Origin of the sequence: Collinsella sp. TM04-29 (assembly GCF_003466565.1) — a bacterium.
Lineage (GTDB): Bacteria > Actinomycetota > Coriobacteriia > Coriobacteriales > Coriobacteriaceae > Collinsella.
Genome location: NZ_QSPW01000001.1, coordinates 518,798 through 540,993 on the forward strand (window position 1 = coordinate 518,798; position 22,196 = coordinate 540,993).

Below are 22,196 nucleotides of genomic sequence, written 5' to 3' on the forward strand. Positions count from 1 at the left end.
TGTTTGAGATGGCAAACGGATTGCTTTTGCGGCTTCGCGAGCGTGAACTCAGCGCGAGCCCGGCGGAACGCAATGTCATCGCATATGTAAGCGCTCATCCGCATGAGGTGGTCGGGCTGTCCGTCCGCAGTCTTGCCGATGCCACGTTCTCCTCGCCCTCGAGCATTTTGCGTTTTTGCAAGCGTTTGGGTTTTGCGGGCTACAAGGAGTTCCAGCGCGAACTGATTGCTGAATTGGCGCTCTTGGGTGACAAGAAAGACGTTGCCCTCGAGGACATCTCCATGGATGACAGCGTCGAACGTATCGTGGGGAAGGTGATGAAAAGCAACGTGCGTACGATCGAAGCGACGGCGCGAACGCTCGATTACACCGTTTTGGAGCGATGCGCGGCCCATCTTAAGCGGGCACGCGCGGTCAATCTGTTCGGTATCGGTGCCTCTCGTTTGGTCGCGCACGATCTGGCGCAAAAGCTCATGCGTGTCGACAAAGAGTGCCATCTGTACGACGACTGGCATGATCAGCTCCTGTGTGCCAAGAACATGCATGAGGGCGATATGGCAATCGCCTTTAGCTACTCGGGCTTGACGCAAGAGGTGCTGGACTGCACTGCTGAGGCTCAACGTCACAACTGTCTCGTTGTGGCCGTTACCAAAGTAGATGGATCGTCCAAGCTTGCCACCATGGCCGATGCCGTGCTCGGCGTTGCTGCAAGCGAGCCCTTGGTCCGCAGCGGTGCCATGGCCTCGCGTATGGCCCAGCTTATGGTTGTCGATGCCCTGTACGCTGCTTACGTTGCCAGCGACTACGAGCGGGCGACGCATGTCATTAAGCAAAACTACATCGAGAAACAGGAAAGATGAGGTGAATGAAATGCTCGATTTAACAAAATTCACGACCGAACAGCGTAATCAAAGGTCAATGGACCTCGATACGATGACATCGCTGCAAATCGTCACGACGATGAATGATGAGGATCTTCGTGCCGTCCAGTCGGTCACGAAAGTGTTGCCCCAGGTTGCCACAGCAATCGACTGGGCTGCTGAGGCACTCGAGCGCGGCGGGCGCGTCTTTTACATGGGCGCAGGCACCAGCGGTCGTCTGGGCGTACTCGACGCTTCGGAGTGTCCGCCCACGTTTGGCGTGTCACCCGATCTGATCGTCGGGCTCATTGCCGGAGGCGAGACGACGTTTATCAAGGCCGTCGAAGGCGCCGAAGACAGCGAGGAGCTTGGCGTGAGCGACCTGCGGGAGCGTGGACTCTCGGATAAGGATCTTGTCGTTGGCCTGGCGGCAAGCGGTCGTACTCCCTATGTGGTGGGCGGCCTTGTGTACGCCAAAGCAACTGGGTGCAAGACCATCGCAATTGCCTGTAACCAAGGGTCGAAGATCGGGGAGAGCGCGGATCTTGCCATTGAGCCCGTGCCCGGTCCCGAGGTGCTGACCGGCTCAACGAGGCTCAAAGCGGGAACGGTCCAAAAGCTCATTCTCAATATGATTTCGACCGGTGCCATGGTCAAGATTGGCAAGGTGTACCAAAACCTGATGGTCGATGTACAGCAGACGAACGAGAAGTTGGTGGTGCGCGGCCAGAACATCGTGATGGAGGCGACCGGCTGCACGCGCGAGCGCGCTGTTCAGGCGCTTGCAGATGCCGGCGGCCACGTAAAAACCGCTATTGTCTCGGTGCTGCTGGACTGCGATGCCGAGCAGGCTGCGGTAGCTCTTGAGCGGGCGCGCGGCCATGTCCGTGCTGCGGTGAGGGGCCATGAGAAGAGCAATGCCGATGCCCAATAGGTGTGCGGCGTGAGCTGATATGACATCCAGACGAGATACCCAATACAAGGAGGAGTTATGACGAACAAAGAGCTGGCTCAAAAGCTGCTGGACCTTTTGGGCGGTAAAGACAACGTGCTCGCAAACGCGGCGTGCATGACGCGCCTGCGCGTGACCGTCAAAGACACGGGCAACGTCGACACGGAGGGCATTAAGGCACTCGACGGCGTGATGGGCCTGGTCGAGGACGACACGATGCAGATCGTGCTGGGTCCGGGCAAGGTGAATAAGGTGCTCGAGGAGTGCTCCAAGCTCACCGGCCTTGCGAAAGGCGTTGCCGACGAGAGCGTGGTTGACGCTGCGGCCACAAACAAGGCCGCGCAGAAGGCCAAATACGAGTCTAAGCCGGTTCAGGCCTTCCTCAAGAAGATTTCCAATGTCTTCGTCGCCCTGCTTCCCGGCATCATTGCGGCTGGTCTCATCAACGGTATCTGCAACGTCATTAACGTCTCGACGGCAGGCGCGCTTGCAGGCGAGTGGTGGTACCAGGGCATTCGTTCCATGGGCTGGGCCTTGTTTGCCTATCTGCCCATCTTGGTGGGCTATAACGCGGCACGTGAGTTTGGTGGCTCCGCTGCGCTGGGCGGCATCGCCGGCATGATGTGTATCGCCAACAGTGCTATGCCCCTGCTTGCGCCTGGTGCGGCTGATCCTGCCACTGCCATTCTGCTGCCGCTCACCAATGCGCAGTACAACCCCGCAGCGGGCGGCATGATCGCGGCTCTTATCGCTGGCGCATTTTTTGCCTGGATGGAGCGTCAGATTCGCAAGGTTATGCCCAACGTACTCGACACGTTCTTGTCCCCGCTGCTGGTGCTCATCATCGGCGCCTTTGCTCTGATGCTCGTCATCCAGCCGGTTGGCGCATGGCTGACGACTGCCATCTTTAGCGTTTTGACCTTTATCTTCGAGAAGCTGGGCGTCCTGGGCGGTTATATCCTGTCGGCAGGCTTCTTGCCGCTGGTTTCCGTCGGCCTGCATCAGGCGCTCACGCCGATCCACGCTATGCTCAACGATCCCGACGGCGCTACCAAGGGCATCAATTACCTGCTTCCCATCCTTATGATGGCTGGCGGCGGTCAGGTCGGTGCCGGTCTGGCGCTGTACTTTAAGACCAAGAACGTCAAGCTCAAGAAGTACGTCGCAGAGTCCATTCCCGTTGGAATCCTGGGTGTGGGCGAGCCTCTGATGTATGCTGTTACGCTGCCGCTCGTTCGTCCGTTTGTGACGGCCTGCCTGGGTGCCGGATTTGGCGGCGCGCTCGCGGCGCTGCTTCACATCGGCACGGTTTCTCAGGGCGTTTCCGGTCTGTTTGGCTTGCTGATCGTCGTTCCTGGCCAGCAGCTCGGCTACGTTGCCGCTATGCTGCTTGCCTATGCCGCCGGCTTTGTCCTGACGTGGTTCTTTGGCGTCGACGAGCAGAAGATCAACGAGTTCTTTGGCGAGTAGTTTGATATCGCGAGCCGTGTTGCTCAGGGCTCGCGGCGCGCGGCAGATTTCTTGATGCTATGGTTGTGCCGGCGGGGCTAACTGCTCCGCCGGCCTTTTTTAAAGGAGCGTTGTAGCGTGAAAACGGGTATTTCGATTTATCTTTCCAGCCCTCTGCAGGATATTGAGCGGACAATTGAGCGTGGTGCCGCGGCGGGTGCGCGCTATGCGTTCACCTCGCTGCATATTCCCGAGGATGGGGGAGCGGCATATGCCGATAAGGTCCGTCATGTGCTGTCGCTGCTTTCCGCCCGCGGCATTGCGCTCATTGCCGATGTGGGGCCTCGCACGTGCGATTTGCTCGGGCTTGAGCGCATCGAGGACCTGCGCGATCTGGGGTTGGAATACCTTCGTTTGGACTATGGCTTTAGCGCCCAGCGGGTCGCGGAGCTGTCCGGTGTATTTCGCATTGTGGTCAATGCATCGACGGTGAGTTCTGATGAAATCGCATCGTGGCGTGAGGCCGGTGCCGATGTGACTCGTTTTGCCGCCTGCCACAATTTTTACCCCAAGCCTTATACCGGTTTAGCTCTGGAGGACATTGCTCGGATGAATCTTCGTCTTGCGGCGCTTGGATTCGAAATCATGGCTTTTGTGCCGGGTGATGCTAACGTTCGCGGGCCGGTATTCGAGGGACTGCCGACGGTCGAGGCGCAGCGCGGTCGCGCGTCAAAGGTTGCCCTCAACATGCTTGAGCTTGCACATGGCGCCGATTGCGACATTGTGTTGGTCGGCGACCCCGATCTTTCCGATGCGGGCTGGGCGCAGTTTGCTCAAGTTTCCGCCGGATACGTGGACTTGCAATGCGAGCTTGAGCCCGGTTATGCCTATGTACGTGGGCAGATTCATCACGACCGGCCCGATTCGAGCACCCTCATCTTTAGGTCTCAGGAGTCGCGTACGACGCTTAAGCCGGATTCCGTGCCGACGGATGCCGGTGCCGGCCTGTTTCGAAAGGCGGGGTCGATCGCTGTGAGCAATAGCGGCTATGGGCGCTACGAAGGCGAGCTTGAGATTGCGCGGGTCGATCTTCCCGGTGACGAGCGCATGAACGTTGCGGGTCATATCACGCCCGAGGCAATGGAGCTGCTGCCGTTCATCAAACGCGGATTCGGGGTACGGTTCGTTTAGTGTGTGACCCGTGGGCTACAATTGGCCCATCATGCGAAGGCGCCTCGTGTGGCGTGTGCCTGCGTTGGCCGATCTATATTCGGAGGATTCCCATGACCGTACTGTTTGTTGAATATCCCAAGTGCTCGACCTGCAAGAAGGCCAAGGCATGGCTGGACGAACACGGGGTAGAGTATATCGACCGCGATATCGTTTTGGACAATCCCACGGACGATGAGCTTGCGACCTGGATTGCTCGTTCGGGGCTGCCGGTGCGGCGCTTCTTTAATTCGTCGGGCATGAAATATCGAGAGCTGGGCCTGAAGGCGCGTCTAGATGTGGGCATGACGGATCGGGAGTGCTACGAGCTGCTGGCGACCGACGGCATGCTGGTCAAGCGTCCGCTGTTGGTGGGCGACGACTTTGCGATTCCCGGCTTTAGGGAAGCAGCTTGGACCGAGGCGCTGCTGTAGCGGCTGCGGAAAGTGCGACCCGTTTTGAGCGCTCGGGGTGGGACGTGTTTTCCATCGGAGGGCTCGCTCGGCTCAATCCTTGAGCTGTGCCCATTCGTGCGGACCGTAGACCTTTACGTGCTTGTTGGGCTTGCCGCTCCAGTACTCCTCGTCCATAAAGGGCAGATATGCCTGAACACCGGGGCAGATAAAGGGAATCCGCTGCTGTTGCAGTCGCTCGCGTTGGCGCTGCTCCAGGTGCGCCTCGGATATGACAGTCGGCATACCGGACAGCTCGACGAGGCTTGCCTGGATTCGCTTAAGGTCGGGGAGTCCCGCGTGCCATGACATCCGCATGATCAAAAAGGATGCACGGCGGTATTTTGCCTGCATCACCGTGATGGCGGGGCGCAGGGTGGGATGGATTTTGTCCCGTTCGGGCCAAAGGTCAGCAGTGATCTCGAGGCCCAGGGTCTCCCATAGGTAATCAAGCTCTTCGTCCATGGCGCCTCGATATCTACGCGATCATTGATACTTCGATTGTGTTGTCTGGTGCTATCGTTTTCGCGGTAGAATCTGCCAACGGTTGACGGTTACCGCTCGCGGCGTTTTGTCCTTCGTGTACAGCGGTCGGCTTCACAGGTCCTTCACGGGTTGGACGAAATTAGGCCAATTTGACTGAATTTCAAAAAAGTCAAAATTGGGGCTTGCGTCATGGCGGGACTTCCCGTATATTTCTTTCTTGCGCAAAGGCACAGCCGAGCGCAGCGATGCAGTCATTGGGATGTCGTCTAATGGCAGGACAGCGGATTCTGGTTCCGTCAATGGGGGTTCGACTCCCTCCATCCCAGCCATTGCATTTGCTACATATGGCCCGTTCGTCTAGCGGTTTAGGACGCCGCCCTCTCAAGGCGGAGATCACCAGTTCGAATCTGGTACGGGCTACCAAAATTGAACGCCCGGGCCTCGTAAGAGACCCGGGTTTTGTGTATTGACTGATATTTAAGGCGCGCGTTGAGTCTGCCGCCCGGACCGAGGAGTTGTCATGGACCTGCCTATCAGCTTGGAAGACATCACGTATGCCGAGAACTATCTGGCGCAGGGCGACCTGGCTACGGCGACGCCGCTGCTGGAGCGTCTGGTGGAGCTCGCCGAGGAGTATATCGACGCTGAGTGCAAGACGGAAGAGAACCGTCAGTACTTTAGCTTCGATAGCAAGTTTGAGCGTCTGGCCTACCGTCGCGTGGAAAAGGATCCGCGCGAGCTGGTGCAGGTCGAGGTGCCCTTTGACCGCCTGTACTCCGACATGGCGTTTGCCTACATTCGCCAGCAGGATTATGTGAGTGCTCGGAATGCCCTGATGCAGGCCGTGCGTTGGGATCCCATGAACTGCAACTATCGCTTGGACTTGGCCGAGCTGTTCCGCGCGCTCGAGGACAAGCAGGAGTGGGCATCGCTCTCGTTCTCGGTGCTGGAGCGCGCGAGCGACGGTAAGTGCGCCGCACGCGCCTACACCAACTTGGGTCAGTACTTCTTGGAGCCCGAGACCGAGAACATTTCGGCTGCCGTGGGCTGCGCGCGTCTGGCGCTGCGCCTGGCGCCCAATGATGCGCATACGACGCGCCTGCTCAATAAGATCCATACCACCTATCCGGATGCCGCCGATGAGAGCGACGACCACGTGATGGGTGAGCTCGCCCTGCAGGGCGTGCCGACCTCACCTTCGGCCGAGATCGCCATCTGCCTGATCATGTGCGCGACCGATGCTGCAAGCGACGGCGACAAGCAGGAGGCTACGCGTCTGACGGTCCGTGCCCGCGACCTGGTGGGCGAGGAGGCATGCGCGGCGATCATTAAGCTGGTGCGCGAGAGCGACGCCGAGCTCAACGCCGAGCGCAAGGCTAAGCGCGAAGCTACGGGCAAGGGTTCCGATGGCGCCAAGGAGGCCGGCGATGCCCAGTAAGCGTGAACGCAAGCTCATTTCCAAGAATCGCTCGGCACATCACGAGTACTTTATCGATGAGACTTTTGAGTGCGGCATTGAACTGAGCGGCACCGAGGTCAAGTCGATTCGCGAGCGCGCCTGCCAGATCACCGATACCTTCGCGCTGATCCGCGGCGGTGAGTGCTGGCTCGTCGGCCTGCATATCCACCCTTATAGCCATGGTGGCGTGTGGAATCGCGATCCCGACCGTCGGCGTCGTCTGCTGCTGCATCGCAAGGAGATCGACTTTCTCGACGGCAAACTTCGCAACCGTGGTTATGCGCTGGTTCCGTTGGAGCTCTACTTTAATACCGACGGCCGCGTAAAGTTGCTGCTGGGCCTGGGCCGAGGCAAGAAGCTCTACGACAAGCGCGAGGACATGGCCAAGCGTGATGTCCAACGCGAAATCGATCGCGCGCTCAAGGAGCGTAATCGCTAGGAGCGAATTCTCCGGGAGGTGCTCTGCTGCGCCCGTCCCGTCTTCCTAACTGTTTTGACACATATGCCCCAAAGGCGGCGTCCGTTATGGGCGCCGCCTTTTTTGTGGGTACATACAACCATGAGGTTCGATTCCGGGTTAGGGGAGTGATCGTTATGGACAAAACTGCGTTCTTTACGATGCCGAGCGGGCTCTATGTGGTGAGTGCTGCGGCCGACGGGCTGCGTGCCGGCTGCGTCATCAACACCGCGGTGCAGGTGACGTCCATGCCGCCGCGCATCTCGGTTGCCGTGAACAAGGAAAATGTCACGTCTGGTGTTATCGCGTCTGCCAAGGCCTTTGCGCTGACCGTGATCGATCAGACGGCCGATATGCTCTACATTGGCAACTTTGGATTCCGTACCAGCAGCGACTATGACAAATTTGCCAAGTACGAGACGCGCGAGACCGCACTGGGCATGCCCTATGTTCCCGAGCATGCGGCGGCCTTGTTTAGCTGCCGTTTGATTGACACTGTTGACGTGGGCACACACCTGCTCTTTATTGGCGAGGTCGAGGATGCCGAGCGTCTGAGCGGCGAGACTCCGTTGACCTATGACTACTACCACAAGGTGCTGAAGGGCAAGACGCCGCCCAAGGCGTCTTCGTATCAAGGATAGAAATGGTGTAAAACTACTTGCATTATATTATTGAGAATATATACTAATAAGCAAGTACACCAGCAGTCACGTTCGAGAGGAGAACATCATGGCTGAGGAGAAGAAGACGTACAAGTTCGTGTGCACCGTTTGCGGTTACGAGGTTGAGGTCGACACGCCCGAGCTGCCCGAGGACTACGTGTGTCCGGTCTGCGGCGTCGGCCCCGATGAGTTTGAGCTCGTCGAGGAGTAACTCGTCGACATACGGCGAAAGCCGAACATAGCTCTGTCCAAGGGTCCCGATCGGATATTCCGGCCGGGGCCCTTTTCCTCCGTCTCCAAGGGATCACGGCTGCTGTTAGCCGATTCTGCCTGTCGTGAGTCCGGCCGACCGTTTGTCTCAATCTGTAACATCTAACGGCTCAAAACGGGTGTTCCTGTTACGGATTGAGACAAAAGGTTGGAGCTGAAGAAATGTCTCGATCTGTAACATCTAGAAGTGGAAATTGGGGCCACTTGTTACATATCGAGACAAACCAAAACCGTCCGGCAGAAGATCTCAATCTGTAACATCTAGCAGTGAAAACGGGGTCTACGTGTTACAGATTGAGACAAACGGAGCTGTCCCTCGGAATGATCTCGATCTGTAACATCTAGACATCAAAAGCGGGTCTTTCTGTTACAGATCGAGACGTTTGTCTGGGTAGGAGCCCCGCCCCATTACATCCCGGTCAACAGCACGACATCGAGAATCGTCACGATGGCACCGATCCCTACGAGCAGCGCGTTGAGCGGGCGCGAGTTGGCGTATTTGCCCATGACGCGGCGTGAGCTGGTGAGCCGTATGAGCACAAAGACCGTAATCGGCAGCTGAAGCGACAGCAGTGCCTGACTCCAGATGAGACCTTCAAAAGGATTTGGGACGACCAGGCACGTCGCCACAGCGCCGGCGAAACAGGCCGCCACCCCGATCGAGGAATGTCGGTCGTGGATGTCGTATTCCTCGTCGAACATGCCCGCGGTGATGGTTCCCGCCGCCATGCCCGCCGTCACACTACTCGAGAGGCCCGCAAACAGCAGCGCCACGGCAAAGATGGCCGAGCTCGCCGGGCCCAGAATGGGGGAGAGCGTGGCCGCTGCGACGGCGAGGTCGTCTACGACCATGCCGTGCGCAAAGAAGGTCGTTGCGGCCAGGATGACCATGGCCGAGTTGATTGCCCAGCCCACGCCCATCGAAAAGAGCGTGTCGAAGAGCTCGTAGCGCAGACGTTCTTCGATAACTTGCTCGCCTTGGCCTTCGAAGTGCATGGATTGGATGACCTCGGAGTGTAGAAAGAGGTTGTGGGGCATAACGACCGCACCCAGGACACTCACGATAATCGCGGCAGAGCCAGTGGGCATACTGGGCGTGATCCAGCTTGTGGCGGCTTGCGGCCAGTCGACCTTGACCAGTGCAAGCTCGGCCAAAAACGAGAGTCCTACCGCGCCTACGAAGGCGATGATCCAGCGTTCGGCACGCTTGTAGGAGTTCGTCATGAGCATCGTCATCGATACTGCCGCCACGATAACGCAGCCCGCACGCACGGGCAGCCCAAAGAGCATTTGAAGGGCGATCGCGCCGCCCAGGACCTCGGCCATGGCGGTGGCGATGGTCGCGAGATAGGCACTGCCGAGTACCGCGCGCCCAACGAAGCGGGGGAGGTGGCGTGTCGTGGCCTCGGCAAGACAGGCGCCCGTGGCGATACCCAGGTGTGCCGCGTTGTGCTGCAGCACAATGAGCATAATCGTGGACAGCGTGACGATCCACAGCAGCGCGTAGCCAAACTGCGAGCCCGCGGCCATATTGGAGGCCCAGTTGCCCGGGTCGATAAAGCCGACGGTCACGAGCAGCCCGGGGCCGATATTCCGTGCGATGTCGAGTCCTCCGTGACCACCGCTGCGTCGGGAGCCAAAGTGTTGTTTGAGATGGTTGATCATGGTGCGCTCCTGCATGTCGTTTGTTTGACGCCGCAAAGGATACCCGTTTTAGGCTCGAAAGTTAACCAAGACTAACAAAATTGCCGTATTTGAATGGGATGGTGAAAGGGGGCTGCCGAAATGTCTTGGTCTGTAACAACTAGGGATGGAAATTGGGCCTAGGTGTTACAGATCAAGACAGGAAGAAATGGTCCTATGGAAAATCTCGATCTGTAACAGTTGGCTGCAAAAACCGGCCCCTCGTGTTACAGGTTGAGACATTCGGAACCGTCTCTCGAAAACATCTCAATCTGTAACAGTAAGTCGTCGAAATTGGGTCTTCCTGTTACAGATTGAGATGTTTGAAGCGGTGAGCTTACAGGCCGAACTTGGGGTCCCTGCTGTCGCCCTTGAGGTCGGCGGTGTCCACTCGTAGGACGTGCGTTACGCGATTGTTTCGAAACGGGCGGGAAACACAATGGGCCGGCGATGCTCCTAGTATGCCTATTCAACTGACTGTCTAAATATCTAGGGGAGGATCGCGATGCAGGCAGATTCCGCTCAGCAGCAGGGCCTTTATCGCCCCGAATTCGACCACGATGCATGTGGCATCGGCGCGCTTGCCGATATCAACGGCGAGCGCCATCACCAGATTCTGGACGACGCGCTGTCCATTCTGGTCAACTTGGAGCACCGCGGCGGCACGGGACTCGAGAAGAATACCGGCGACGGCGCTGGAATCTTGTTCCAGGTTCCGCATCACTTTTTCCGTAAAGAGGCTCAAAAGTGCGGTCAGATTCTGCCGGCAGAGGGCAACTATGGCGTGGCCATGCTGTTCTTCCCGCAGGACGACAAGGGCGTAGAGGATGCCCGCCGCGTGTTTGAGGAGGGCTGCGCCGAGGCCGGCGTGCCGCTGCTCTTTTGGCGCGAGGTGCCGGTCGATCCGCACGATCTGGGCGAGACGGCCCGCGCCTGCATGCCTACCATCCTGCAGGCCTTTCTGGGTCGCCCCGACGACACGCCCGCCGGCGATGCCTTTGAGCGTCGCCTGTACGTGTGCCGCCGCACCATCGAGAAGAAGGCCGACGCCGAGTTTGCTCTGCACGACAAGATCTTCTATGTGTGCTCCATGAGCTCGCGCACTATTGTGTACAAGGGCATGCTGGTCGCCACGCAGATGCGCCGCTTCTTCATCGACCTCAACGACGCCGCCGTCAAGACGGCCGTGGCGCTCGTCCACTCGCGCTACTCCACCAATACCACGCCCAGCTGGGAGCGCGCGCACCCCAACCGCTTTATCATCCACAACGGCGAGATCAACACCCTCAAGGGTAACGTCAACTGGATCCGCGCCCGCGAGCCCAATCTGTATAGCCCCGTGCTGCAGCACGATCTTGAGCGCGTGATGCCCATCATCAACCGCGAGGGCTCCGATTCCGCGATTCTGGACAATGTGCTCGAGTTCCTGGTCATGAACGGCCGTCCGCTTACGCGTGCCGCATCCATGTTGCTGCCCGAGCCGTGGGACCACAACGACAGCCTGAGTGAGGAGCGCCGCGCCTACGACGCTTACCAGTCCATGCTCATGGAGCCGTGGGATGGCCCGGCGGCCATCGCCTTTACCGACGGCCGTACCCTGGGTGCCGCCCTCGACCGTAACGGCCTGCGTCCCGCCCGCTACTATGTGACGCGCGACGGTCGCTTTATGCTGGCAAGCGAGGTGGGCACCATCGAGGTGAGCTCCGAGAACATTCTGACGAGCGGTTGCCTGGGACCGGGCCAGATGCTCGAGGTCGATTTTGCCCGCGGCCGCGTGATCTACAACGATGAGCTGCGCGCCCGCTATGCCAAGGAAAAGCCCTACCGCGATTGGATTGCCGAGGAGACGCTAACCGTTGACGCGCTTGATGAGCCCGTTGCGGCAACGCCCGCCGAGGACGCCGAGGTGCCCGCCGCCGTGCGTATGGCCAAGCTCGGCTACCACTGGGATGACGTCGACGAGGTCGTGCGTCCCATGGCCCAGCAGGGCAAGGCCCCGCTCGCCTCGATGGGTATCGATGCGCCGCTGGCCTGCCTGTCCAAGAAGACGCGCTCGTTCTTCGATTACTTCTATCAGCTGTTTGCCCAGGTCACGAACCCGCCGATCGATGCCCTTCGCGAGCATATGGTCACCTCGACCACGCTCTACCTGGGCAACCACGGCAACCTGCTCGAGGACTCCCGTACGGCCTGTCAGCTGGTTCGCTTGGAGCGCCCGTTGCTCAACGAGGAGGAGTTCGAGCGTATCTGCGCCATCGACCGCGTGGGCTTTAAGACCCGCCGTTTCCGTGCCGTCTACCGCCGCGATGCCGGCGAGGGCGCGCTGCAGGCTGCGCTCAAGCAGCTTGCAGAGGACGTTGAGGCTGCGGTCCGCGACGGTGTGAACATCGTGGTGTTGAGCGATCGTGCCGCTGCGGGCGAGGTGCCCGTGCCGTCGCTGCTCGCCGTGGGCTGCGTGCACAACCACCTGATCCGCGCCGGCGTTCGTACCTTTGCCGACATCGTGGTGGAGTGCGGTGACGCCGTATCCCCGCACGACTTTGCGGCACTGGTGGGCTACTCCGCGAGCGGCATCTATCCGTACAACGCACATGCGTGCATCCGCGATCTGGCGGCACGCGGCGACCTGGACGTGACGGCCGAGCAGGGTATCGCCAACTACAACAAGGCCGCGACTGCCGGCATCGTTTCCATCATGTCCAAGATGGGCATCTCCACGGTGCAGAGCTACCATTCGGCGCAGATCTTCGAGGCCGTGGGCTTTACGCCGGAGTTCGTCAACGCGTACTTCGCCGGCACGGTGAGCCGTGTGGGCGGTATGGGCGTCGAGGACGTTGAGCGCGAGCAGAATGAGCGCTACGACGCCGCGCTTGCTATCCTTAAGAGCCCGGCTCCCGATCAGCTGCCCACGCTGGGTCTGACCAAGTGGCGCCCGCTCGGCGGCGAGGAACACCTCATCGACCCCCAGACCGTCCACCTGCTGCAGACCGCCTGCCGTGAGGACAGCTACGACACCTTTAAGGAGTACAGCGCTCGCCTGCACCGCACCGGCCGTGCCGTGCGCCTGCGCGACTTGCTCGACTTTAATGCCAGCGGCCGCACGCCGGTTTCGCTCGACGAGGTGGAGCCCGCGCTCAACATCGTCCGTCGCTTTAACACCGGCGCCATGTCGTACGGTTCCATCAGCAAAGAGGCACACGAGTGCATGGCCATCGCCATGAACCGCCTGCACGGCCGTTCCAACTCCGGCGAGGGCGGCGAGGACCCGCGTCGCGAGACCCCGCTAGCCAACGGCGACTCCAAGAACTCCGCCATCAAACAGGTGGCAAGCGCGCGCTTTGGCGTGACGAGCCGCTACCTGTGCAGTGCCTTCGAGATTCAGATCAAGATGGCCCAGGGCGCCAAGCCCGGCGAGGGTGGCCACCTGCCCGGCAAGAAAGTCTACCCCTGGATCGCCGAGGTTCGTCAGTCCACACCCGGCATCGGCCTGATCTCGCCTCCGCCGCATCACGACATTTACTCCATCGAGGATCTGGCAGAGCTGATCTTCGATCTTAAGAACGCCAACCCCGGCGCACGCGTGTCGGTCAAGCTGGTCAGCGAGGCCGGCGTCGGCACCATCGCCACCGGTGTGGCCAAGGGTGCTGCCGACAAGATCTTGATCAGCGGTCACAATGGCGGCTCGGGTGCCGCGGCGCGCGACTCTATCTGGCACGCCGGCCTGCCGCTGGAACTTGGCCTTGCCGAGGCCCAGCAGACGCTGCTGCAAAACGGCCTGCGCTCACGCGTGGTGCTCGAGGCCGACGGCAAGCTCATGGACGGCACCGATGTTGCCGTCGCCTGCCTGCTGGGTGCCGAGGAGTTTGGCTTTGCGACCATGCCGCTCATCTCCATGGGTTGCCTCATGCAGCGCGACTGCCAGCAGGACACCTGCCCGGCCGGCATCGCGACGCAAAACTGCCGCCTGCGTCGCGGCTTCCGCGGCAAGCCCGAGCACGTTGAGCACTTTATGCTCTTTGTTGCCGAGCAACTGCGCGAAGTCATGGCGAGCCTGGGCTTCCGCACCGTCGACGAGATGGTTGGCCATCCCGAGTGCTTGCGCCAGATTGAGGTCCCGGGCAACCGCAAGGCTAACCTGCTGGATCTGTCGCCCGTGCTGGCGAGCGCGACCTGTGAATTTGGTGCTCATATCCCGGGTGCCGACGGTCTCCACTTCCTGCCGCAGATGGCCGCGGACAGTGAGCTCGACAAGACGCTCGACTCCACGTTGTTTGTGCCCTATACGGCCGATGCCCGTGCGCACCTGCGTCCGATTCGCTTCCGCGCCGATATCGCCAACGTCAACCGCTGCGTGGGCACCATCCTGGGCAACGCGGTGACCAAGGCGCATCCCGAGGGCCTGCCCGCCGGCTCCATCACCATCGATTGCGATGGTTCGGCCGGTCAGAGCTTTGGCGCCTTCTTGCCGCGCGGCATTACGCTCAACGTGTGCGGCGATGCCAACGACTACTTTGGCAAGGGCCTTTCGGGCGGCGAGGTGTCGGTGCGCCCCAACCCGCATGCGACCTACAAGTTCGACGAGAACATCATCGTGGGCAACGTTGCGTTCTTTGGTGCCACGAGCGGCCGCGGCTTCATTAACGGTCTTGCCGGCCAGCGCTTTGGTGTGCGCAACTCCGGTGCCACCGTGGTGGTCGAGGGCTGCGGCAACCATGGCTGCGAGTACATGACGGGTGGTCTGGCGCTCGTCCTGGGCGAGGTCGGGCAGAACTTCGCCGCCGGCATGACGGGTGGCGTGGCCTATGTCTTTGACCAGTACGGCACGCTCGATGCCCGTGTGAACCACGAGAGCGTTGAGCTCAAGGCCCCGACGGCCGGCGAGCTGGCGCAGATTCGAGAACTCATCCAGGAGCACGTGGACGCGACGCAGAGCCCGCGCGGCATTAAGCTGCTCTATAGCTTCGACTCGATGAGCAAGCACTTTGTGAAGGTCATTCCGACCGAGTACGAGCGCGTGCTGGCGATTGTCGCCGCGGGCGAGGCTGCCGGCAAGACGCATGCGCAGGCCGAGGAGTTGGCGTTTGACATCGTGACCGGTCGCGCGAGTGCCGCGGATGTCACTCGCTTTGATGTCGCGGGTGGTGCGGCGGGCACTGCGCCCGTGGTTGCCAGCCCTGCTGCTTCGACCAAAAAGGAGGCGTAAGTGCCATGGGTAAGCCCGGTGCTTTTCTTGATATCGATCGCGTGGCCCACGAGCTTCGTCCCGTGGAGGAGCGCAGTCACGATTTCGACCCGCTGTACGTGGAGCTCGACGACGACGCGCGCCGCGCCCAGGCGAGCCGCTGCATGATGTGCGGCGTGGCATTTTGCCAGATGGGCGCGAGCTTTGGCAAGGCACGTCCGAGCGGTTGCCCGCTGCATAACCTGATTCCCGAGTGGAACGAGCTGGTGTACCGCGGCCGCTGGGACGAGGCTGCCGAGCGTCTGTCGCTCACCTCGCCCATGCCTGAGTTTACGAGTCGCGTGTGCCCGGCACTGTGCGAGGCCGCGTGCAACCTGGGCTCGGTCGACGGCCAGCCCACGACGATTCACGACAACGAGCGTGCGATCAGCGACCATGAGTGGGCCAACGGCGGTCCGCGTCGCTTTGAGCCGGCAGGGGAGGGCGCACCCACGGTTGCCGTGGTTGGTTCTGGACCGGCTGGTCTGGTGGCTGCATGGGAGCTTGCGCGTCGCGGCGCCCGCGTGACGGTGTTTGAGCGCGACGACCGCCCGGGCGGTCTGCTCATGTACGGCATTCCCAACATGAAGCTCGAGAAGTCCGTGGTCGAGCGTCGCGTGGCACTTATGCGCGAGCTGGGTATTGTGTTTGAGCTGGGTGCTGATGTGAATGACCCTGCGGTGGCGGCCAAGCTCAATGGCTTTGACGCCGTCGTGGTGGCTGCTGGTGCCCGCGCTCCGCGTGGGCTTTCGGCTGCGAACGTGGATGCTCCCGGCGTGGTGTATGCCGTGGACTACCTGACGGCTTCGACCGTCTCGGTGCTCGACGGCGGCGAGCCCGCGGTGAACGCGCGCGGCTTGGACGTCGTGGTCATTGGCGGTGGCGATACGGGCAACGACTGCGTAGGTACCGCGGTGCGCCAGGGTGCGCGCAGCGTGCGCCAGTTTGAGTTCTTGCCGGCTGCGCCCGATAAGCGCGCGGCAAGCAACCCCTGGCCGCAGTGGCCCAACGTTAAGAAGACCGACTACGGCCAGCAGGAGGCTATCGCTGCGATGGGTGGTGAGATGCGTGCCTGGGGCGTGGATACGCTCGAGGTGCTGCTGGACAAGAAGGGTGCGGCTGCGGGTCTGCGCGTGGTCGATCTGGACTGGTCGGCGGGAAAGCCCGAGCGCATCGCGGGTTCCGAGCGCGAGGTGCCGGCGCAGCTGGTGCTCATCGCCTGCGGCTTTACGGGCCCGGAGCACGGTGTGTTCGACGCCGTTGGCGTGTCTGTTGCCACCGCTGGTCGTCCGCTGCCGGTGATGGCTGCCGAGGGCTCGCACCTCGCGGCTCGCACGGAGGGTGTCGCCGCGGATGCCGCGCCGGTGTATGTGGCGGGTGATGCCCGCAACGGCAGCTCGCTCGTGGTGAACGCCATGGCCGATGCCCTGGCCTGCGCTGCCGAAGTCGCAGACGCGCTGGAGCTGTAAAGTAGTCATTTAAGAACGTCCCCAATGACTGGTCATTTTTGTCTAGTCGTTGGGGACACTCTTTGCGAGCGATTTGCTCGTTTGTCGACGTGTGGGTGCTCATTTGCCGACTTCTTGGGCTGTGGCCACCTGTTGTTTCTGTGGTGGCTGCGGGCATCTGGCTCAAAAGGGCGAGTTGGCTGTCTATGTTTACCTGCTGTTTTGTTGCGGTGTGCATTTTCGGTCAAGCTTTTCGTCAAGTGTTTGGTCAGCATCTGGTTTGCAGCCGGAGGCCTATTTTGCCCGCGCTAGTCGTGGCTGCCCACCCTCCTCGTAAGCTCAAATTGAGGTTCATCAGTTTGAGGAGGATGCCATGACTGACCACGCTTTAGATCGAGTGCAGCTGTCCGAAGCCGTCGGCAACGATATTGCCGACATGGCCCATTTTTGGATGCTGCGGAAGTTTCAGTTTCTGGAGCCGGCGCGCGAGCAGTTCGAGATTATCGTCGATCCGTGGCTCAGCTATTGCGAGGAACCTTCTCAAAACGAAATCATGGCCTACAACATGGCGTTTACCGATTGGCTGCTGTTTGAGCGCCCCTATCGCCATGGCAAGACGCTGCTCGAGCTATATGTTGACGAGCCGCCGGCATCGCTTTCGCCTGCCTCGCTCAAGCGGCTCGAGCAAGTGCACGACACACAGTATTTCTCGCGCTTTGGCATTTTGGACAAGGATCCTGCGACTGGTATGGTCGCGCTGAAGGACGCGCGCACCGACCGTCGCTTTGACGTCTACGACCCACATATCGTGCAAAAGGAGCACTGGAGCGACGGCGCGATTGCGGTGCGCCTCGCCTGCGTCGACGATGTCTGGCTTGCGGCGGGACAGCTCTACCTATATGACATTGCGCGCCTGAACGACACGGCGGTCGACGGGCCGGGCGCGGTGCATCCCGAGGATTTAGAGGACGGTTTCGACACCTCGCGCATCAGCTTCTTTTTACGCCTGGTCCGCGACATCATGGGCGCCCAGGGGCGGTACGTGAAGTCCCTCAACATCTACGAGCAGGAGTGGGAGTAGGGGATGTGGCTGGTGTCGCCTGCTGCCCTGACTTTGTCTCAATCTGTAACGTTTAGGGACAAAAAACCGGTCTATCTGTTACAGATCGAGACGAACGCTTGGGCGCCGCTGGTTTGTCTAAATCTGTAACGTTTGGGGCCTGGAGAACGTCTAACTGTTACAGACCGAGACGTTTGGCACCTGGTTGGGGGGATGTCTCAATCTGTAACATCTACAGGCCAAAACTCGACCTATCTGTTACAGATTGAGACAAAGGTTGGACGCACGACTGAAAATCTCGATCTGTAACAACTAGAGGCTCAAAGACTGTCTTCCTGTTACAGATCAAGACATTTTTCAGCGGAGGCAACGGTGACGATGGTCCTTTTGTCTGACGTGGTGGTGATGGAAGTGTCTAATACCGTTTTCAAACACAAGCATACGACTCGCAACACGTTGGCGCGGAACAGGATGCTCGCGCGGCTCACGGAGGCGACCGAGCAAGGTGCGCTGCTCGCAACGCATGACAATACCGAGCTCATGTGGTTGCGACGCCATGTTGGAACCGACGATATTGCGGAGCCCGAGCCGTACCTGTTCTGTTTTCAGCATGATTGGGATACGTTGACACCGGCAGAGCGAGCGCTGCGTACCATCAAAGGGCTTGCGGAGTTTCATCCCGATTGGGCGTTTTGGGGTTATGACGCGGCACTTTTGTGGGGTCTGGAGGTGCCGAATGATCTGCTCGGGCCGCGCTTTCTTGTTAAGACGGGTTGTTCAGTGACGTTGAGCAGCGGGTGCAGGTTGTTGCGTCCACAGATGGCGGGCGCGCTCGAGCGCGTTGATGGCGTGCGGGTGACGTCGTTTTGGCGCACGGTGGAGGATTGCCTGCTGCGTGCGCCGTTCTCCTACGGGTTGGCGATTGCCGATTCTGCACTGCGGGCGAAAGGTGTATCACGTGGGGATTTGTGCGAGCGCCTCCGCGCCGATTGCGAGGGCAGGCGCGGGTATCGCAGAGCGCAGGTGATCGCGTCATATGTGGACGGGCTGTCCGAAAACGGCGGCGAGTCTCGTTTTCGGGCGTTCTTTATTGCGTGCGGCTTTCCGGTTCCGGAGCTGCAGGTGGAGTTTCGCGACCCGCTCGATCCGAGCCAGGTGTTTCGGGTCGATTATTTCTGGAGACTCGAGGACGGGACATGTGTCATCGGCGAGCTCGACGGGAAGGGAAAGTATACCCTGCAGGATGGTGGGGATTGGGAGTCGGTCGACCCATTCGTGGCAGAACGTCAGCGAGAGTCCCATCTGACGATGCTCGGATATAAAGTACTGAGGTTTACGTTTGATGAGCTCAAGAATCCGGGGAAGCTGGCTGAAAAGATGAGACTGGCGGGCATTCCGCAGTGGGCCGATTTGGCTGAGGGATGGAAGCGCCAGTGGTATGGGCGCTAAGGGGTGCAACTGACGCGGAGGTGGTTGTTCCTGCCGAGTTTGTCTCAATCTGTAACAACAAGGGACCGTTTGGCCTCGTAACTGTTACAGATTGAGACGGAAGGTTGGCTACCGCTAAAAGATCTCAATCTGTAACATCTAGAGGCCGAAAACCTGTCTATCTGTTACAGATTGAGACAAAGGTTGGACGCGGTGCCGAAAGATCTCGATCTGTAACATTTGGAAGGTTAAAGACGGTTCACCTGTTACAGATCTAGACATTTCCCGGATGTCGCTGGGATGGGGCTGCAACGCATTCCATTCTCCGCATCTCCTCCTTTCTCCGTTAACCGATATGTCCGCAGCAATCCTGCCGAACTGGGTAATAATGGACAAATGTTGAAGTTTCTAAGGGGGAGGAGCTCGATATGGCGTCTGCTGATCGTCCCACGTTGTTTATCAATGCGACCGTTTTGGATGGCTCGGAGCATATGGAGCCGCAACCCGATATGGCCGTGACTGTTGAGCGCGGTGTCATCACCTGGATGGGGCCGAGTGCTGTGGCGCAGGCGCCTGCAGGTGCCGAGGTCATCGACCTGGCCGGCGCGTACCTCATGCCCGGTCTCATCAATATGCACGTGCACCTGTGCGGCTCGGGCAAGCCTGTCTCGGCCGGCGATGCGGGAGCGCTGATGAAGAAACTCGATAATCCCGTGGGCCGTGCCATCGTGCGCTGCATCCTCAAGGGCAGTGCCCAGCAGCAGCTGGCAAGCGGCGTGACCACAGTGCGCGGCGCGGGCGACCCGCTGTTTGCCGACATTGCCGTGCGCGACGCTATCGACGCCGGCAAGTATCAGGGTCCGCGCCTGGTAGCGCCGGGAACGGGCGTCACGGTGCCGGGCGGCCATGGCGCGGGCTTGTTCGCCCAGGTGGCCAACAGCCCCGTCGAGGCAGCCGAGCAGGTGCGAGACCTGTATGCGCGCGGCGCCGACGTCATTAAGCTGTTCGTAACGGGCGGTGTGTTCGATGCGACCGAGGTGGGCGAGCCGGGCGTGCTGCGTATGCCGGTGGAGGTTGCCGCGGCGGCGTGCAAGGCGGCGCACGAGGTGGGTCTGCCGGTTATGGCTCATGTCGAGAGCACCGAGGGCGTGAAGGCCGCGCTTGAGGCCGGGGTCGACACGATCGAGCACGGTGCCCCGATGACGCCCGAGATCCTGGAGCTGTATCGCGGCGCCGCGGGCACACAGCTCGAGGGACGCGCGCCGAGCGTGACCTGCACGATCAGCCCGGCGCTGCCGTTTGTATTGCTCGACCCGGAAAAGACCCATTCGACCGATACACAAAAGAAGAACGGCGACATCGTGTGCTCGGGCATCATCGAGAGCGCCCGTGCCGCACTGGAAGCTGGCATTAAGGTGGGCCTGGGCACGGACTCAAGCTGCCCGTTCGTGACGCAGTACGACATGTGGCGTGAGGTTGCCTATTTTGCCAAGTATGTCGGTGTGAGCAACGCCTTCGCGCTGCATACGGCTACGCAAGTCAACGCCGAGCTGCTGGGGCTGGGCGGCGAGACCGGTACGATCGAGTGCGGCAAGGCCGCCGATATCCTGGTGACGCGCAAGAATCCGCTCGATGACCTGTGCGCTCTGCGTGAGCCGACGCATGTGATGTGTCGCGGTGATCTGGTACGCAAGCTCAAGGTGAAGCGTATTCCCGAGGTGGACGCCGAGCTCGACGCGATTATGGCCATGCCTGCCGAAGCGCTGGCTGAGGAGCTGGCCCGCGACGGTGTGGCGTAAGCGCGCGATATGGCGATGCGACAAGGGGGGCAATCCTTTTGTCATAATTAGAAAAAGCCGAGGTCCCAGTGCGAGACCTCGGCTTTTATTTGTCCCATGGTATGGCGGCTAGGAGCGCGTCTCCATCTTGGCATGGCACTTGGGGCAGGTGACGCGGATCTTGCCCTTGCCCTTGGGGACGGACAGCATCTGACCGCAGTTAGGGCACTTAAGGTAGGCCGTGGTCTTGCGGCCCTTCCACATCTTCTTGGCCGTTCGCTTGGCGCGCTCAAAGTCTTCCTTGCTGGTGCCGGCCGCGCGCGAGGCGTTGGCAGCCGCGGCGCCGCCACCCAAGCTGGCGACGAACTTACCTAGGCCGGGGACGTTTGCGGTCGCCGTGACAAAGGCATCGTTCTCCTTGCGGCGCGCGTCGATGTTTTTGGACAGACCGCGCAGCACGCCGAGCGCGATCACGGCGATGGCGATCCAGCTGAGCCACTGGATACGGGCCATCGACCCGATCATCGCGATGATAATGCCTGCGAAGCCCAACACGACGGTGAGCTCATCGGCGCCGTTGCGACCCTTCATAAAGTCATTCATGCGAATTGCCTTTCGTTCGATATACTGCACGCCTTTATACCCGATTTAGAGCAAGGGGGACAGGTTAATCTGCGCCAGTGTGGTGCAAGCATACCTGTCCCCAGAACACCAAGACGGTGCAAAGAAGATTGTTCCCAATGCCCCAATTACTTGGAGAGCTTGTCGACGACGCGTTCAATCTCGGCAAGCTTGGCGGCCTTGAGCTCCTCGTCGCCCGATTCGATTGCCGAAGTCACGCAGCCTTCGATATGCGCCTTGAGCACGTCGGCGTTGATGCGCGCGAGGAGCGCCTGTGTGGCCATGAGCTGCGTAGAAATATCGACGCAGTAGCGGTCCTCATCGACCATCCGCAGGATGCCGTCGATCTGACCGCGTGCCGTCTTGAGCATGCGGGTCACCGATTTATGGTCTGCCATCATGGCGGGTCCTCGTTTCTGGTCGATGGGGTCGAATGCTTCTGGTAGCTGCTACGCGGCGGTCACGGACAGGGCGTGGAACTTCTCGCCGGCGCCCTCGACGGCGGCAGCGAGCTGCTCGGCGGTCACGGTGTCGGCGCACTCAACCTGGACGGTCTGGGTCTCGTGATCGGCGTCGGCGTCGGTCACGCCGGCAACGTTGAGCAACGCCGTCTCGACGGTGGCGTCGCAGTGGCCGCACATGAGGCCGGAAGTCTTGATTGTGTATCGCATCGGTATTCCTCTCTGTTGTGTCGGCTTTCC

19 protein-coding genes and 2 tRNA genes are annotated in these 22,196 nt (G+C 60.4%); 16 read left to right on the forward strand and 5 right to left on the reverse strand.

Annotated elements, in window-relative coordinates:
* Positions 1–8 precede the first annotated feature (8 nt).
* The 5 genes from DXD39_RS02380 to DXD39_RS02400 all read left to right on the forward strand — a co-directional run bounded on the left by DXD39_RS02380 (position 9) and on the right by DXD39_RS02400 (position 4,904).
* Positions 9–860 (forward strand): MurR/RpiR family transcriptional regulator, encoded by an 852-nt coding sequence (locus DXD39_RS02380; protein ID WP_117802999.1) that lies wholly within the window; start codon positions 9–11, stop codon positions 858–860.
* Positions 861–870: 10 nt separating this feature from the next.
* Positions 871–1,794 carry an N-acetylmuramic acid 6-phosphate etherase gene (gene murQ, locus DXD39_RS02385; protein ID WP_117803394.1) on the forward strand — a complete coding sequence of 308 codons (924 nt, stop codon included), beginning with the start codon at positions 871–873 and terminating at the stop codon, positions 1,792–1,794.
* A 57-nt stretch (positions 1,795–1,851) separates the two neighbouring features.
* The gene (locus tag DXD39_RS02390) at positions 1,852–3,282 is read left to right on the forward strand and encodes a PTS transporter subunit EIIC (protein ID WP_117803000.1); all 1,431 of its coding nucleotides are present in this window, start codon (positions 1,852–1,854) and stop codon (positions 3,280–3,282) included.
* A 117-nt stretch (positions 3,283–3,399) separates the two neighbouring features.
* Positions 3,400–4,452 carry a MupG family TIM beta-alpha barrel fold protein gene (locus DXD39_RS02395; RefSeq protein WP_117803001.1) on the forward strand — a complete coding sequence of 351 codons (1,053 nt, stop codon included), beginning with the start codon at positions 3,400–3,402 and terminating at the stop codon, positions 4,450–4,452.
* Positions 4,453–4,544: 92 nt separating this feature from the next.
* A complete protein-coding gene (locus tag DXD39_RS02400) occupies positions 4,545–4,904 on the forward strand; it encodes an arsenate reductase family protein (protein ID WP_117803002.1) in 360 nt (119 codons plus the stop codon).
* 72 nt (positions 4,905–4,976) lie between these two features.
* Here DXD39_RS02400 and DXD39_RS02405 read toward each other — a convergent pair whose 3' ends face one another.
* On the reverse strand, positions 4,977–5,387 hold the full coding sequence (locus tag DXD39_RS02405; protein WP_117629499.1) for a hypothetical protein: 411 nt from the start codon (positions 5,385–5,387) through the stop codon (positions 4,977–4,979).
* A 276-nt stretch (positions 5,388–5,663) separates the two neighbouring features.
* On the opposite strand from DXD39_RS02405, the gene DXD39_RS02410 reads away from it, so the two are divergent.
* The 6 genes from DXD39_RS02410 (at position 5,664) to DXD39_RS02435 (ending at position 8,197) form a co-directional block, all read left to right on the forward strand.
* A tRNA-Gln gene (locus DXD39_RS02410) sits at positions 5,664–5,737 on the forward strand.
* Between the two features lie 17 nt (positions 5,738–5,754).
* A tRNA-Glu gene (locus tag DXD39_RS02415) sits at positions 5,755–5,831 on the forward strand.
* Between the two features lie 97 nt (positions 5,832–5,928).
* Positions 5,929–6,846 (forward strand): hypothetical protein, encoded by a 918-nt coding sequence (locus DXD39_RS02420; RefSeq protein ID WP_117803003.1) that lies wholly within the window; start codon positions 5,929–5,931, stop codon positions 6,844–6,846.
* Positions 6,836–7,306: an SsrA-binding protein SmpB gene (gene smpB, locus DXD39_RS02425; RefSeq protein ID WP_006235325.1), complete on the forward strand. Its 471-nt coding sequence runs from the start codon at positions 6,836–6,838 to the stop codon at positions 7,304–7,306. The genes DXD39_RS02420 and smpB overlap by 11 nt, the downstream gene beginning before the upstream one ends.
* 155 nt (positions 7,307–7,461) lie before the next feature.
* Positions 7,462–7,965: a flavin reductase family protein gene (locus tag DXD39_RS02430; protein ID WP_117803004.1), complete on the forward strand. Its 504-nt coding sequence runs from the start codon at positions 7,462–7,464 to the stop codon at positions 7,963–7,965.
* 88 nt (positions 7,966–8,053) lie between these two features.
* A complete protein-coding gene (locus tag DXD39_RS02435) occupies positions 8,054–8,197 on the forward strand; it encodes a rubredoxin-like domain-containing protein (RefSeq protein ID WP_006235327.1) in 144 nt (47 codons plus the stop codon).
* A 467-nt stretch (positions 8,198–8,664) separates the two neighbouring features.
* Here DXD39_RS02435 and DXD39_RS02440 read toward each other — a convergent pair whose 3' ends face one another.
* On the reverse strand, positions 8,665–9,936 hold the full coding sequence (locus tag DXD39_RS02440) for an Nramp family divalent metal transporter (protein WP_233541082.1): 1,272 nt from the start codon (positions 9,934–9,936) through the stop codon (positions 8,665–8,667).
* Between the two features lie 508 nt (positions 9,937–10,444).
* Between DXD39_RS02440 and gltB the strand changes: the two genes are divergently transcribed.
* The 5 genes from gltB (at position 10,445) to DXD39_RS02465 (ending at position 20,895) form a co-directional block, all read left to right on the forward strand.
* Positions 10,445–15,142 (forward strand): glutamate synthase large subunit, encoded by a 4,698-nt coding sequence (gene gltB, locus DXD39_RS02445; RefSeq protein WP_117803006.1) that lies wholly within the window; start codon positions 10,445–10,447, stop codon positions 15,140–15,142.
* 5 nt (positions 15,143–15,147) lie between these two features.
* Entirely contained in the window at positions 15,148–16,629 is a 1,482-nt protein-coding gene (locus DXD39_RS02450; RefSeq protein WP_117803007.1) for a glutamate synthase subunit beta, read from the forward strand.
* A 352-nt stretch (positions 16,630–16,981) separates the two neighbouring features.
* Positions 16,982–17,689 carry a hypothetical protein gene (locus tag DXD39_RS02455; RefSeq protein WP_147347866.1) on the forward strand — a complete coding sequence of 236 codons (708 nt, stop codon included), beginning with the start codon at positions 16,982–16,984 and terminating at the stop codon, positions 17,687–17,689.
* Positions 17,690–18,040: 351 nt separating this feature from the next.
* Positions 18,041–19,117 carry a hypothetical protein gene (locus DXD39_RS02460; protein WP_117803009.1) on the forward strand — a complete coding sequence of 359 codons (1,077 nt, stop codon included), beginning with the start codon at positions 18,041–18,043 and terminating at the stop codon, positions 19,115–19,117.
* Positions 19,118–19,524: 407 nt separating this feature from the next.
* Positions 19,525–20,895, forward strand: coding sequence for an amidohydrolase family protein (locus tag DXD39_RS02465; RefSeq protein ID WP_117803010.1), 1,371 nt, complete (start codon positions 19,525–19,527; stop codon positions 20,893–20,895).
* Positions 20,896–21,003: 108 nt separating this feature from the next.
* Here DXD39_RS02465 and DXD39_RS02470 read toward each other — a convergent pair whose 3' ends face one another.
* The 3 genes from DXD39_RS02470 to DXD39_RS02480 form a co-directional block, all read right to left on the reverse strand.
* Positions 21,004–21,465, reverse strand: coding sequence for a hypothetical protein (locus DXD39_RS02470; RefSeq protein WP_233541083.1), 462 nt, complete (start codon positions 21,463–21,465; stop codon positions 21,004–21,006).
* Between the two features lie 158 nt (positions 21,466–21,623).
* Positions 21,624–21,896 (reverse strand): metal-sensing transcriptional repressor, encoded by a 273-nt coding sequence (locus tag DXD39_RS02475; RefSeq protein WP_117629570.1) that lies wholly within the window; start codon positions 21,894–21,896, stop codon positions 21,624–21,626.
* A gap of 48 nt (positions 21,897–21,944) precedes the next feature.
* A complete protein-coding gene (locus tag DXD39_RS02480; RefSeq protein WP_006235338.1) occupies positions 21,945–22,166 on the reverse strand; it encodes a heavy-metal-associated domain-containing protein in 222 nt (73 codons plus the stop codon).
* Positions 22,167–22,196 lie beyond the last annotated feature (30 nt).